We start from the raw sequence: 12635 nt of genomic DNA, 5'->3' as shown, positions 1-12635 counted from the left end.
ACCTAATGATGAGACGGCACAAGTCATCAAAGAAGCAAGAGTTGGTGAGAATATGACTAAAATCAGTAGGAATCAACAACCTCGATCCAAGGGTACGGGGTATGAATCGGATTTAAATTTATTGGTGCTGACCTGCCCCAAAAAATAGATCTATTCCCAAAGTTAGACTTTGATTGTATATCAAGCAGCATTTTGTCTGCCTGAAACTTTTGATGGTGGCTGGTTATCCAGTGCACTGTGAGGTCGTTCATGATTATAGCTGTAACGCCACTTTTCTATGATGACCTGTGCTTCTTTTCTGTTTAGGAACCACTCTCTGCTCAAACACTCATCCCGGAACTTTCCATTGAAGCTTTCAACATAGGCATTTTGCCAGGGAGAGCCGGGTTTGATGAATGCAGGACCGATATTGTGCTCTGTCAGCCATTTGATCAGTGCTTTTGCTGTAAACTCCGGACCATTGTCCGAACGGATAAACTTTGGTCTACCATACAGTGTCATCAGCCTTCCAAGGGTTTTAATGAGATGGTTGGCTCTGATCGATGTGGCTACTTCAAGTGCCAGGCATTCTCTGGTATATTCATCTACCACCACAAGGATCTTCAGTTTCTGGCCATTGGCAGCACGGTCACTGATAAAGTCATAACTCCATACATGGTTTGTATGTTGGGAGAGCAGCTTCATGGGATCGGTACCGGGTCTTTTCCTTCGTGGCCGTCTCTTTGGCAGTTGGAGGTTTAGCATCTTCCATATCCTGTATACCCGTTTGACGTTCACATGTTCTTCTGGTTGTTGCCAACCCAGCATTACGGCAATACGTCTGTAACCGAACCGTGGATAGGTTTCGCTAAGGCTTTTGACCGATTCCATCAAAGGCCTGTCTTTTGCTGGCTGCTTTGGCTCATAGACCAATAGAGAACGGCTCAGGCCGATCTCTTTGCACGCCCGCCGCTGGGATATCTGATGATCCATCATCATTCTGACAGCTTCACGTCTTGCAGCAGGCGTTACCACTTTTTTTCCGTGATCTCCTTGAGTGCTTCATTGACAAGCATCTGTTCGGCCAAAAGCTTTTTCAGTTTGGCATTCTCTTTTTCCAGCTCTTTGAGTCGTTTTACTTCGGAAACACTCATACCGCCATAGGTACGTTTCCACTTATAAAAAGTCTGTTCACTGATATTGTACTTTCGGATAATCTCTCGTTGGGTATCCGCTATCTGAGCCTCTTGCAAAATCTTGACGATCTGCTCTTCGCTGAATCGTTTCTTCATCTTGTCCTCCAGTAGTATTGACATTATAGTCTAACTCTGGTTTTGGCTCAAATTTTGGGGAGCAGGTCAGTGCGACGTGACTCACGATAAATTATCACTTAAGGTCGATAATGCATCGATCCACAAGGTCGGGGAATTATTCCCGAGAGGATTCAATTCATTAACTGAACAACATATCTCACATTTCTACCAGCCGTTCCCTCTACTTGTTCTATGAGGTTTTTTGAGACCAGATCAGCGATGTCTCTCTTGGCTGTGGCGGTAGAAGTTTTGGCTATGGAGATATATTTTTTTGTATTTAGACCACCCTCGAAACCATCTTCTCCTGCATCCAATAACTTATTGAGCACTTTTATTTGGCGAGTGTTAAGTGAATACTCTCTTGCTCTATCCCAAAAATTGGCTTTTTGTATGGCTGTTTGAACCTGCTGTAGTGATATTTCTATAGCTTTGTTTATCATATCTGTATGCCATAATATCCACTCTGTTATCTCTAGACTTTTATTATATATAAGTTTTTGACTATGTTCCAAAAGCTCATAGTAGCTCTTTTTATCCTCTACTATGGCTGTAGATATGGAGTAGTACCCATCATTTAATCCAAGCTCTTTTGATAATACATAGTTTGTTATTGCTCTTGCAATTCTACCATTTCCATCATCATAAGGGTGTATAGTCACAAACCAAAAGTGGGCTATTGCGGCTTTAGTGTAAGGTTCTTCTGTACTTGTGTTTACAAACGCTAAAAAAACATCCATCTCTTTATCTAAAATATCTGGCGGTGGTGCAATGTAGTGTGTCTGTTCTCTGCCACCCTTATAGGAGACAACAGACATCTCCTCTTCTCTAAATTTAGCCACATTTATTTTATACAATCCACTATATCCATCAGGAAACAGCGTATTATGCCATCCATTGAGACGTTCAACTGTTAGTGGCGAGTTATTTGTACTGCTATCCATAAACATAGCCACAAGTCCATCTGTGTGTTTAGTAGAAGTATCTTTTTTTGTAACGCTACCAGCCATCTTTTTTAAAATAGATGAACGAACACTCTGACGATCTAAAACCTCTCCTTCTATTTGAGAGGAGGTAACTATTTCATTGATAGAAGATTCCACTTTAAGAGCATTGCTTTTTTGAACTCCGAGCATGGTAAGTATGCCATCTAGTCTGCCGCTGTTTTGACTCACAGACAATAAGCTTTTATTCAATACATCCTTATTGTATCTGAAATGAGGATAGTTATCATCTTGCCATATCCATATTTTTTCATCTTGCATTTCTATCCTTGGTCTGTGTGAGCTGATTATTTCAGATAATCGTATCATAATATGAGCTGATTGTCAAATTTAAGCAGCTCAAAGGTACAATAATTCTTTATCTGTCTTGCAGATAAGATGCAAAGTATTTGAAGTGGTACACGAATTGGTACACAATTTAGAGCCTATGGCTTGAAATCACGGTTTTAAGGGAAAGTAAAATTTCCTTCACCTCCACCAAACTACAATACAAAACAAATCACAAAAGCCATTTTGTATAAACACTGATTTTCGTTAACTCAGAAATGCTATCATTAAAAATATACAGACAGGAGATATTATTATGTTAAAAGATCTATTTTACATTGGCCTGGGCGGTGCGCTTCTGGCGAAGGAAAAAGTTGAGAAAGAGCTCAATGAGCTGGTTGAAAAGGGCAAACTGAACAAAGAAGAGGCTCAAAAGCTGATCGACAAGGCCAAAGCCAAAGGCGAAGATGAAGAAAAGGAGTTCAAGTCCAAACTCAAAGAGGCGATCCGTGAAGTCCTTGAAGAGATGGACCTGGCTACCAAAGCCGATATAGAAGCACTGAACAAAGAGAAAGAGAAAAAAAAGTAAATACTTGAACCTTTCAAATTATTCGCCCGGACGGGTCAAAAAAGTTTTTGTTTTTCTGCTGACAGTTTATCTGCTGATCAAAAAGAAAGAGCGTTTTCTTTTTATGCGCCCGCTTTCTCCTTCCGAGTTGAGGGAGAGCATCAACGAACTGGGTGCGAGTTTCATCAAACTGGCACAGGTACTGGCCACAAGAGCCGACTTCTTCAATGATGCCTACCTGTCCGAGTTGCGTTCCCTGCACGACGAGATCCCTCCCATGTCTCACAGGAACTTCAAAAAAGTCTATGACCGTGCTTTTGGGAGCAGTAAGCCCTTTGAACGTTTCAACGAAGTACCCATCGCCAGCGCTTCCATAGGGGAAGTGCATGAGGCTTGGCTCAAAAGTGGAGAACATGTGGCGGTCAAACTGCGCCGCTGGCAGATCGAAGAGCAGGTCAAAGCGGATATCCGGATATTAACTTTTTTCAACCGGATCTTCCGTCCGCTTTTTTCACACTACACCAAGAACTCCATCGATTCGCTCATAGCTGAATTTTCCGATATGATCCTCAAAGAGGTCAGCTTCACCAATGAACTCTCCAATCTCAAAAGTTTCAATATGGTCTACGAGAAAAGCGGTGTCATTTTCCCTGTTCCCTATGAGGCACACTGCTGCGATGATGCCATTGTAATGAGCTTTGAAAAGGGCATCCGCTTCGACGACAAAGAGGCGCTTCTGAACAACAGGATCGACTTTCAGACCGCCATGCACAAACTGATAGAGTTCTACACTGAGCAGATGCTGATCAACGGTTACTTCCATGCAGACCCGCACCCGGGCAATCTTCTGATCCGCGAAGACGGACAACTGGTACTTTTGGATTTCGGGATGGTCAAGCGTATCAGCAATCCCGCCCGTATCGCGATCATCGAAATGGTCAAATCCGCCCATGAGCAGGATTTTGAACTTTACATTTCCAGCTGCAAACGCCTGGGGGTCATCACCTATGAAGCACCTCAGGACCAGATGACCGAACTTGCACAGAAAATGTTTGAGATATTCAACGACGATTCGCTCGATGCGACAAGCATGCAGGAACTTGCTTTCGGCGTTATGGCATCGATGCGGGATTTCCCGTTCAAACTGCCGCAGGAAGCGATCTACATCATGCGTGCCAGTGCCATTATCGAAGGTCTGGGGACCATCTATATCCCCAATTTCAACGGTGTCAAAGACATTCTCCCCCTGCTCCAGAAGAACATCCCAAAAGCACTGGGAGCAGATAGCGGCATACTCGAAACGGTTATAGATGAAGCGGGATCACTTCCCCTGACACTCAGGCAGATCAAAACCGGGATACAGAAGATCAGTGAGGATGAGCTGCGGGTTCATTTGAGCGAAAGGCAGTTGGAATGGCTTGAGAGCCGTTTAGCTAATCGTCTCAATTCGCTTAAACTCTCGTTTGTGCTGATCTTGCTCGCGTTTTTCATTCTGTTGATCGATCCTACCTACAAAATGGCAGCGATCATACTCTTTGCCACAGGAGCGGTCAGACTGCTTTATAAATAGGGCACCTCTAATAGTATTTTCATATTCGTACAGTTTCATAAATACGCGGCTCCCAGCGCATGGGAAGCAGTTTATCCAGAGTCATCCATTAGCGATCAACGATCTTTCTTTCAATATCTGTACTTAAAGCCGTTGTCATTTCATAAGAGATCGTACCGAACTGTCTGGCGGCTTTTTGGGCATCATTCATAATAACAAGCTCCTCTTTTTCAGATTCCAGAATAATGAAATCCATGGAGACACGCCCCAAGATAGGCAATCCTTCTGCTGTGATATACGGATGGGCGCTGTCACCGCGACACCAGCCGTCACCATACCCCAGGTCATAGGTTGAAACGGTCATCTCTTCAGGTGCCGAAAAATCCCCTCCGTACCCTACTCTTTCACCTTTTTTAAGTCTGCGGGTAGCGATCTTCTTTGCAGACAGGGACAGTACTGGTTTCAAGGGGATGTCATCAAAAGCGTCAGGCAGTTCATTGTAACCATATGCGCCTATGCCAACACGTACCAGGTCTTCATCGAATGTTTTGGTACGCAAAATAGCCGCGGAGTTGTGAGAATGGAAACGTACATTCATGAAACCGGCCTCTTTCACTCTCTCTTTCACTGATTCAAACCGCTTCTGCTGCCAAAAGAGTTCTGAACCCATCTCATCGGCCGAACGGAAATGGGTCATGACCCCCACAAGTTCCAAATCTTTCTTTTGGATCATTTGCAACGCACTCTCTAACTCTTCGGGTGCGATACCGTTACGATGCATCCCAGTGTCGACCTTGAGTTCCACTCTGGCGCCCAGCTCTGCATTTTCTATGTCGTTCAAACAGTTGAGTGCAAAAGAACAGATATCATCTTTGACCGCATGGTCTCCCAGTACCAGTACCGTCCGGAAGAGTTCTTTGATATTCTTGGCTTCCTCCATACTCCTGACCACTGCATGCCTGATGCCGAACTCTGCAGAGAGGAAAGCCATAATCTCAAGGCCGTGACCATACGCATTGTCTTTTAGTACAATGGCAATCTTGTCGATTGAACCGGTCTTTAATGCAATTTGGTTAAGATTATGATAGAAATTTTCTTTATTGATCGTAATAGTTGCCATATAGGATTATACAAACATAATGACTAAAGGGGGATTAAAATGAATTGGCTTACACTGCTTGAGATTGGCGGTATGTTCTTTACCGCCTACCTCATCTTTCTGCTCATCAAAGAGTTCAAGAAAAGCATTAGAGAGAGCAAACAGGGAAAAGTAAGCGGGAGATGTGACCTTGACTGAGAGAAGAATGGTTGCCGAATGGGAGCGTCAACGCTGCGTACTTATGTCTTTCCCCCATGAGCATACCGACTGGTACGATCCGGAAGATCCAAGCTCTCTCAATGAAGCACTCTCCCCTTTTATCCGTATCGCCCAGGCCATTGCCTACAAAGAAGCGGTTTACATCATTTGTCAGGCGAAAGAGAAGATAGCGTCTATGTTCTGCTCTACCAGGAACATGACTTTTATTGAGATACCTACCAACGATACGTGGATACGTGACTACGGATACATCAGCATAGAGGAGGATGGGCAAACAAAACTGCTCGATTTTGTCTTTGACGGATGGGGTGGAAAATTCGAAGCCGAACTTGACAATAGTGTCAATACTCTTTTACATCAAAAAGGCTATATGGGAATCACACAGCTTGAGCATATAGACTTCATACTTGAAGGCGGTTCCATAGAGAGTGACGGGAAAGGAACCATTCTGACAACGAGTCAATGCCTCTGTAATCCCAACCGTAATGGAGGATCGACAAAAGAAGAGGCAGAACACAAATTGAAAGAGTATCTCAGTGCAAAAAGGGTACTCTGGCTCGATCACGGCTATCTTGCAGGGGATGATACCGATGGCCACATCGATACACTGGCACGCTTTACTGACGAAGCTACTATTGCCTATGTTCAGTGTGAAGATTCGGAAGACGAACACTACCATGCCCTCAAAAAGATGGAGGAGCAGCTTCGAAGCTTCAGGCAGCAGAACGGCAACCCCTATAAGCTGGTCCCTCTGCCCATGTGCGAAGCCAAATATGACAAGGAGGGGAAAAGATTGCCTGCAACCTATGCCAATTTCCTCATCACGAACGATGCACTGGTATTCCCGACATACAGCGACAGTCAAAATGACAGCAAAGCGGAAGAGATATTAAGGGAATTGTTTCCGGGGAGGGAGATGATCCCGGTGAACTGCCTGAAACTCATAGAGGAGGGAGGAAGTCTCCACTGCTCTACGATGCAGGTCGCATATTAACAAGGAATCATTCATTATGAAAACAGCATTGATACAACAGAAATTTTATGAAAACAAAGAAGATACTGTCCGGGCTACAGTAGAAAAGATAGAAGAAGCTGTCTCCAACGGCGCAGAACTGATTGTTCTTCAGGAGCTTCATCAGAATGAATACTTTTGCCAGAGCGAAAATACCGCATTCTTTGGTTATGCTTCCGACTTCGATGCAGATGTGTCATTTTGGGGAGATGTCGCAAAGGAGAACGGCATCGTTCTTGTCACCTCGCTTTTTGAAAAACGTGCACCAGGGCTCTATCATAACACAGCCGTTGTCTTTGAAAAGGACGGCAGTGTCGCGGGGAAATACAGAAAAATGCACATTCCCGATGATCCCGGCTTTTATGAAAAGTTCTATTTCACGCCGGGAGATATGGGGTTTGAACCCATCGATACATCTGTGGGCAGACTGGGGGTTCTGGTCTGCTGGGACCAGTGGTACCCCGAAGCGGCACGCATCATGGCACTCAAAGGTGCCCAATTGCTCATCTACCCTACTGCCATAGGCTGGTTCGATGAGGACAGCGAGGAAGAGAAAAATCGGCAGCTCGAGAGCTGGATCACCATACAGCGTTCCCATGCCATCGCAAACGGCATTCCGGTACTCTCCTGCAACCGTATCGGTTTTGAACCCGATAGCAGCGAAGTGTTGAACGGAATCCGCTTCTGGGGGAACTCTTTTGTCTGCGGTGCACAGGGAGAGATGCTCGCACAGGCCAGTAACAGCACAGAGGAGATACTCTATGCCGATGTTAAACATAAACGCACCAAAGAGGTACGTGACATCTGGCCTTTTCTGCGTGATCGTCGCATTGAGGCATATGACTGCTTGCTCAAACGCTATTGTGACTGAATTTAAGAGACTTTAACTATAATCCATTCAGATAAACAAGATAAAGGTATATTATGGCTACAAGAAAAGAGATCATGGACCTGCCTATCACAGCGGTAGAGAAAGGAAAGCCCGTTCATTTCAAAAACCCACCCAAGGCATTTTATGAGGCTATCGGTGGAGAAGAAGGGATGAAGGAGCTGATGTACAACTTCTATGACAAGATATACGAAAGCAAGATCGCCCATTTCTTCCCTCAGGATGAGGAGGAGTTCGAAGAGGTCAAAAAGAAGAACAGCAAATTCTTCATCCAGATCTGCGGCGGACCAAAAGTTTATGAGAATGAGAGCAAAGGGATGGAACTCAACGAGTACATGATCCGAATCCATGATGATTTTTCTATTAACGAGAACAACCGTATAGAATGGCTTGGCACTATGCGTGAAGCATTGGCGGACAAAGCACAGCATGTCGATATTGGACTGATCAGAGAGTTTTGGGAGTATCTTGAAGCATTCTCCAAGTTGACTGTCAACAATTTTGCCGACGGAAGTACCTACTATGCAGCCTATACACAGGTGAAAGAAGACTAACAGAAATCGGGGATCGTGTAACCATTATAAATAGTACTGTCTGGAGACAGCGCCCTACCCATTCATTATCCATCCAAAAGCGCTTTTCGCCTTTGTTCCCACCACATGAACGCAAACATCAATCCCGGTGTTTTGGCGATACTCTCGTCAAATATAAAAGCCTGTGCCTCTTTGACCGGAAGTGCGATCACTTCGATCTGCTCAGCATCCACGCCACCGCCTTCTGACACCTTCATACGCTCATCAACTTCGGCATAATAGAGGGTCTGCCTGCTTCCGGCAAATCCGACGGAGGTATAAAAAGAGGTGATCTTTTCTATTTTATCCAGCGGTACATTATAGCCACACTCCTCTTCTATCTCCTCTTTGGCGATCTGTTCAAGAGAAAGGTCTTTATCGACGATACCCGCACAGAGTTCAACGGTCAGACCGTCATGATTGTTGATGTAGACAGCCGGACGGAACTGCTGCACCAGAATAAAAGCATCTTTTTGAATATGATAAATGAGTATAGCCACACTGTCGTGCGCTTTGACGATCTCCCAGCTCTTTGCCGTGCCGTTCTGCTCATAGGTTGCCCTGGCTGTGGAGATGAACCTTGGATCTTCCAGAGGATGTAAAGTAAATTTCTCAATCTTGTTCTGCATCTTCAAACTTCCCTTTGTCGTTGACATGTACCGTTCCTGTATATTCTTTCCCCCAGATATAGGAGGGGGTATCGTTCAGGAGGTATGCTTCGAGTTTTTTCCTGTTCTCTGCCGTACCCTTGATACTCACTTTTTTGTACCGGGTCTCTTCTACATCTTTATATTTAGTGAACTTCTTCAGAATGGTTTTCCCGATGGACCTCTTGCGAAGATACTTCATCGGATCGACCCAGCGGCCGTTCTTCTTAAGCCCGAAGTGGAGATGCGGTCCGGTACTTCTGCCCGAACTGCCTACATAGCCGATGATCTGTCCTTTTTTCACTCTCTGGCCACGCTTGACACGTATGCGGCTCTGATGTGCATAGAATGACTCATAGCCCCCGGCGTGTCTGATCTGGACAACCCTGCCGTAACCGCCTTTCCATCCGGCAAAACTGACTTTACCGTCATTGACCGCCAGCAGGGGTGTACCGCGTCTGGCACCAAAATCTGTCCCGTGATGCGGACGGTAACGGTGCAGGATGGGGTGCCAGCGTCTGTAGGAGAAACTTGAAGTGATACGTGCATGACGCAGCGGCATCCCAAAGGTGCTTCCTTTCTCTTTGACACGTCGCGTATAGATCACTTTCTTTTTTCCTGTCACCGTATAGGCTACTTTTTTACCTGTCTCCTTATAGCCATTCCCATCCTCATCGACATAGATGAACTGTTCACTTTTCCTGGTCTTGACCTTCATCACCCTGATCTGGGGCATCGTATAGGGAACCCCCACCCTGCTGCGCTGGGTATAGACAAATGCAAGCATATCGCCTTTATGAAGTTTTTTTGTATTGATAACACCTTTGAGTGCCTGGGAAGCTTTTTTTGCCACACTGTCCCGGCTGATGGCTTTCTGGACATCGGTATAGGGATTGGAACTGATGATCACTTTGGCAAAATATTCCTGTGTCTTGTAGGCAATAGGGATAATGTCGAACTTGTATCTGTCTTTCTTAACTTCTTTGAAAAGATGTATCTGCATCTCTTTGGAAATGGGGATCAAAGCCTGCATAAGGCTACCGTTGTCATCCAGCAATTCATAATATTTGTATTTGCTCTGGATATCGGAGAGATATTCCTGGTCTTGGGGGGAAATAGAATCAAGCATCTCTCTTGAGATATCATTAAAATCCAAATAGTCTGCAAATGTGAAGTCATGAGGCCATTCCTTCATTTTGGCTTTCATTCCAAATGAAAAACTGAACAATACAACGATCAATATAAGATATTTCAATTCTGCTCCAACCCCGTTATCTAGGCAATATTATAGCCAATTAAACTAAATGGGTATGTGAAGCGGATATTTACAATCAGATTTTTAATCTTTTGTCTGTATAATCAAATAATTGGGAATATCTAATTATAGAAACTGCCCACAACACTATTTTTCAAAGGATCATAATGATCAAAATAGCATTGATATTGCTGACTGCCCTGCCCCTTTTTGCAGGATTTTTTCCTTCGACCGTTCACACTTCCGTTTCTGTTGCCAAAGGAGACACAATAGCACTTCGCTCCTCTTTTCCTGCCAACGGTATGAGTGGCATCATCGTACACAACTACGGTAGCGACCTTCAGGCTATTACTGCCTATATTGCGCAAACTTCAAAAGGGCATGCAAAAGTGATCAGTAAGGACATCATACATCATGACAAGCTGCCTACCATAAAAACACCGGTCAGAGCAGGAGACAAGGTCATAGGCGGGTATCTTTATAACAATGTTCTGCTTCTTGCCCCTGATGCAGATACTTACGCAAAAGTCACTTCCTCTTACACAAAGAATTGGATACACCCGGATCTCTTTGCCATTTACCTTTCCAAAAGAGGCGATGCCTTTCCTACACGTGAAAATCTTTCCTCCTTTGCCAAAGATTACCAGATAGGACTCATTTGTATTGTTCGCAAGAATTCCCTGGTACTGCTTGACCCTATTTCCGGCAGGATCATCAATAAAAAGGCGATGGGAAATCTTCCTGCAAAAGCACAGTTTCCTTTCTATATGCACTTTAACGAGATCCGGACGGGATGGTTCTCAAAAAGCAGTACGGGAAGCTACTATCAGACCATGGAGGCATTGTAGTGCTTGATCCGAAACATGTAGAGACCCTCAAAGAGATCGTAGGCAAAGAGAATGTCTACAGTGACAAAGCTCACCGTATCGCCTACTCCTACGATGCCACACGTACTCGTTTTGAACCCGATGCAGTCGTTTTCCCAAGAAATGAAGAAGATGTAAGCCGTATTCTAGTCTACTGCAACCACCACGGTATCGTTATCACCCCGCGAGGTGCAGGTTCCGGTTTTACGGGCGGTGCGCTTCCGACCAACGGCGGTATCACACTTGCCATGGAAAAACATATGAACAGGATCCTTGAGATCGATATGGAGAACATGGTCGCAGTGGTACAGCCGGGAGTGGTCAACATGGACCTGCAAAGAGCTGTGGAAGAGCTCCGTCTGTTCTACCCGCCCGATCCTGCCAGCGAAGAGTATTCCACCCTTGGCGGGAATGTTTCCGAAAATGCCGGCGGTATGCGCGCAGCCAAATACGGCATCACCAAAGATTATGTCATGGCCCTGCGTGCCGTGCGTCCCAACGGTGATATCATCCGTGCAGGCAAAAGGACTATCAAGGATGTGGCAGGCTACAACATCGCCGGTATTCTTATTGCATCCGAAGGTACGCTTGCCGTCATTACCGAAATTACAGTCAAACTGCTTCCCAAACCGAAGTTCAGGAAAGCCTATATGGGCATCTTCCCCTCTGTTGACAATGCAATGAACGCTGTCTTCAGGTCGCTTTCCGGCGGTGCGAACCCTGTTGCCATGGAGTTCATGGATGCTCTTGTCGTACAGGCCCTCAAAGAGAAACTGGGCATCGAACTTCCCGAAGATGCAGGTGCCCTGCTTATCGGCGATGTGGATGGAAATGTCATTGAAGAGGTCGATTTTCAGCTTGAGATCCTTGAAAAATCTTTTAAAGAGAACGGCGCACAGGATTTTGTGATTGCACACACCGACAAAGAGAGAGACACACTCTGGTATGCGAGAAGAAATGCTTCTCCTTCCATTACCGTCTTCGGAAGCAAGAAGCTCAATGAAGATATCTCCGTACCCAGAAGTATGCTTCCCGAAGCGCTGAAACGTATCTACGAGATCGGTGAGCGTTACAATTTCAAAGTGCCTTGCTTCGGGCATGCCGGAGACGGGAACATCCATGTCAACGTGATGGTGGACGGTTCTGACGAAAAACAGCTCGAAGAGGGACATAAGGCCATAGAAGAGATTTTCGAACTGGTCGTCGATATGGGCGGGACACTCAGCGGAGAACACGGTATCGGTACCAGCAAGGCTCCTTTTATGAATATTGCTTTCAACGAAGCGGAGCTCTCACTTTTTAAAGATATCAAACATGCTTTCGATCCGAACAATATCTTGAATCCGGGGAAAATGGGATTACCCGGCGTATGATCCAAAATGAAACTTCAAGAGAAGAG

13 protein-coding genes are annotated in these 12635 nt (G+C 45.1%); 8 read left to right on the top strand and 5 right to left on the bottom strand.

All coding sequences use genetic code 11. The features are described from left to right. Nucleotides 1–180: 180 nt before the first annotated feature. A protein-coding gene (locus tag YH65_RS01645; RefSeq protein WP_154806503.1) for an IS3 family transposase occupies nucleotides 181–1271 on the bottom strand; the annotation gives its coding sequence in 2 pieces (ribosomal slippage) (nucleotides 181–1010 and nucleotides 1010–1271; 1092 coding nt in all). 152 nt (nucleotides 1272–1423) lie between these two features. After that, nucleotides 1424–2554, bottom strand: a complete 1131-nt coding sequence (locus YH65_RS01635; RefSeq protein ID WP_046550341.1) for a Fic family protein — start codon at nucleotides 2552–2554, stop codon at nucleotides 1424–1426. A 322-nt stretch (nucleotides 2555–2876) separates the two neighbouring features. On the opposite strand from YH65_RS01635, the gene YH65_RS01630 reads away from it, so the two are divergent. Next, nucleotides 2877–3149: a phasin family protein gene (locus YH65_RS01630; RefSeq protein ID WP_046550340.1), complete on the top strand. Its 273-nt coding sequence runs from the start codon at nucleotides 2877–2879 to the stop codon at nucleotides 3147–3149. A gap of 4 nt (nucleotides 3150–3153) precedes the next feature. Beyond that, on the top strand, nucleotides 3154–4698 hold the full coding sequence (locus YH65_RS01625) for an ABC1 kinase family protein (RefSeq protein WP_046550339.1): 1545 nt from the start codon (nucleotides 3154–3156) through the stop codon (nucleotides 4696–4698). Nucleotides 4699–4786: 88 nt separating this feature from the next. On the opposite strand, the gene YH65_RS01620 is transcribed toward YH65_RS01625, so the two are convergent. After that, nucleotides 4787–5797: an alanine racemase gene (locus YH65_RS01620; protein ID WP_046550338.1), complete on the bottom strand. Its 1011-nt coding sequence runs from the start codon at nucleotides 5795–5797 to the stop codon at nucleotides 4787–4789. A 39-nt stretch (nucleotides 5798–5836) separates the two neighbouring features. Between YH65_RS01620 and YH65_RS11455 the strand changes: the two genes are divergently transcribed. The 4 genes from YH65_RS11455 to YH65_RS01605 are packed head-to-tail and all read left to right on the top strand — an operon-like array spanning nucleotide 5837 to nucleotide 8450. Continuing rightward, nucleotides 5837–5974, top strand: a complete 138-nt coding sequence (locus tag YH65_RS11455) for a hypothetical protein (RefSeq protein ID WP_154806456.1) — start codon at nucleotides 5837–5839, stop codon at nucleotides 5972–5974. Next, nucleotides 5961–6989, top strand: a complete 1029-nt coding sequence (locus YH65_RS01615) for an agmatine deiminase family protein (RefSeq protein ID WP_084722000.1) — start codon at nucleotides 5961–5963, stop codon at nucleotides 6987–6989. The genes YH65_RS11455 and YH65_RS01615 overlap by 14 nt, the downstream gene beginning before the upstream one ends. 16 nt (nucleotides 6990–7005) lie before the next feature. After that, nucleotides 7006–7878 (top strand): carbon-nitrogen hydrolase, encoded by an 873-nt coding sequence (locus YH65_RS01610; protein WP_046550336.1) that lies wholly within the window; start codon nucleotides 7006–7008, stop codon nucleotides 7876–7878. Between the two features lie 53 nt (nucleotides 7879–7931). Then, nucleotides 7932–8450: a globin domain-containing protein gene (locus tag YH65_RS01605; protein WP_084721999.1), complete on the top strand. Its 519-nt coding sequence runs from the start codon at nucleotides 7932–7934 to the stop codon at nucleotides 8448–8450. Nucleotides 8451–8515: 65 nt separating this feature from the next. Here the strand turns inward: YH65_RS01605 and YH65_RS01600 are convergent, their stop codons facing one another. Together YH65_RS01600 and YH65_RS01595 are read right to left on the bottom strand one after the other, a co-directional pair. Further along, entirely contained in the window at nucleotides 8516–9124 is a 609-nt protein-coding gene (locus YH65_RS01600) for an NUDIX domain-containing protein (RefSeq protein WP_084721998.1), read from the bottom strand. Next, on the bottom strand, nucleotides 9081–10370 hold the full coding sequence (locus YH65_RS01595; RefSeq protein WP_046550334.1) for a peptidoglycan DD-metalloendopeptidase family protein: 1290 nt from the start codon (nucleotides 10368–10370) through the stop codon (nucleotides 9081–9083). Before YH65_RS01595 ends, YH65_RS01600 begins: the two co-directional genes overlap by 44 nt. A gap of 167 nt (nucleotides 10371–10537) precedes the next feature. Between YH65_RS01595 and YH65_RS01590 the strand changes: the two genes are divergently transcribed. Next, nucleotides 10538–11218 (top strand): plasminogen-binding N-terminal domain-containing protein, encoded by a 681-nt coding sequence (locus tag YH65_RS01590; protein ID WP_046550333.1) that lies wholly within the window; start codon nucleotides 10538–10540, stop codon nucleotides 11216–11218. Then, nucleotides 11218–12609, top strand: a complete 1392-nt coding sequence (locus YH65_RS01585; protein ID WP_046550332.1) for an FAD-binding oxidoreductase — start codon at nucleotides 11218–11220, stop codon at nucleotides 12607–12609. Before YH65_RS01590 ends, YH65_RS01585 begins: the two co-directional genes overlap by 1 nt. Nucleotides 12610–12635 lie beyond the last annotated feature (26 nt).

The organism is Sulfurovum lithotrophicum (assembly GCF_000987835.1).
Lineage (GTDB): Bacteria > Campylobacterota > Campylobacteria > Campylobacterales > Sulfurovaceae > Sulfurovum > Sulfurovum lithotrophicum.
This window is presented reverse-complemented; position numbering and strand designations above follow the sequence as displayed.

Bases quoted from the DNA above. Each gene is read 5' to 3' on its own strand.
- YH65_RS01635 (WP_046550341.1), bottom strand. From the start codon at position 2,554: ATGCAAGATGAAAAAATATGGATATGGCAAGATGATAACTATCCTCAT.
- YH65_RS01630 (WP_046550340.1), top strand. From the start codon at position 2,877: ATGTTAAAAGATCTATTTTACATTGGCCTGGGCGGTGCGCTTCTGGCG.
- YH65_RS01620 (WP_046550338.1), bottom strand. From the start codon at position 5,797: ATGGCAACTATTACGATCAATAAAGAAAATTTCTATCATAATCTTAAC.
- YH65_RS11455 (WP_154806456.1), top strand. From the start codon at position 5,837: ATGAATTGGCTTACACTGCTTGAGATTGGCGGTATGTTCTTTACCGCC.
- YH65_RS01610 (WP_046550336.1), top strand. From the start codon at position 7,006: ATGAAAACAGCATTGATACAACAGAAATTTTATGAAAACAAAGAAGAT.
- YH65_RS01605 (WP_084721999.1), top strand. From the start codon at position 7,932: ATGGCTACAAGAAAAGAGATCATGGACCTGCCTATCACAGCGGTAGAG.
- YH65_RS01600 (WP_084721998.1), bottom strand. From the start codon at position 9,124: ATGTCAACGACAAAGGGAAGTTTGAAGATGCAGAACAAGATTGAGAAA.
- YH65_RS01590 (WP_046550333.1), top strand. From the start codon at position 10,538: ATGATCAAAATAGCATTGATATTGCTGACTGCCCTGCCCCTTTTTGCA.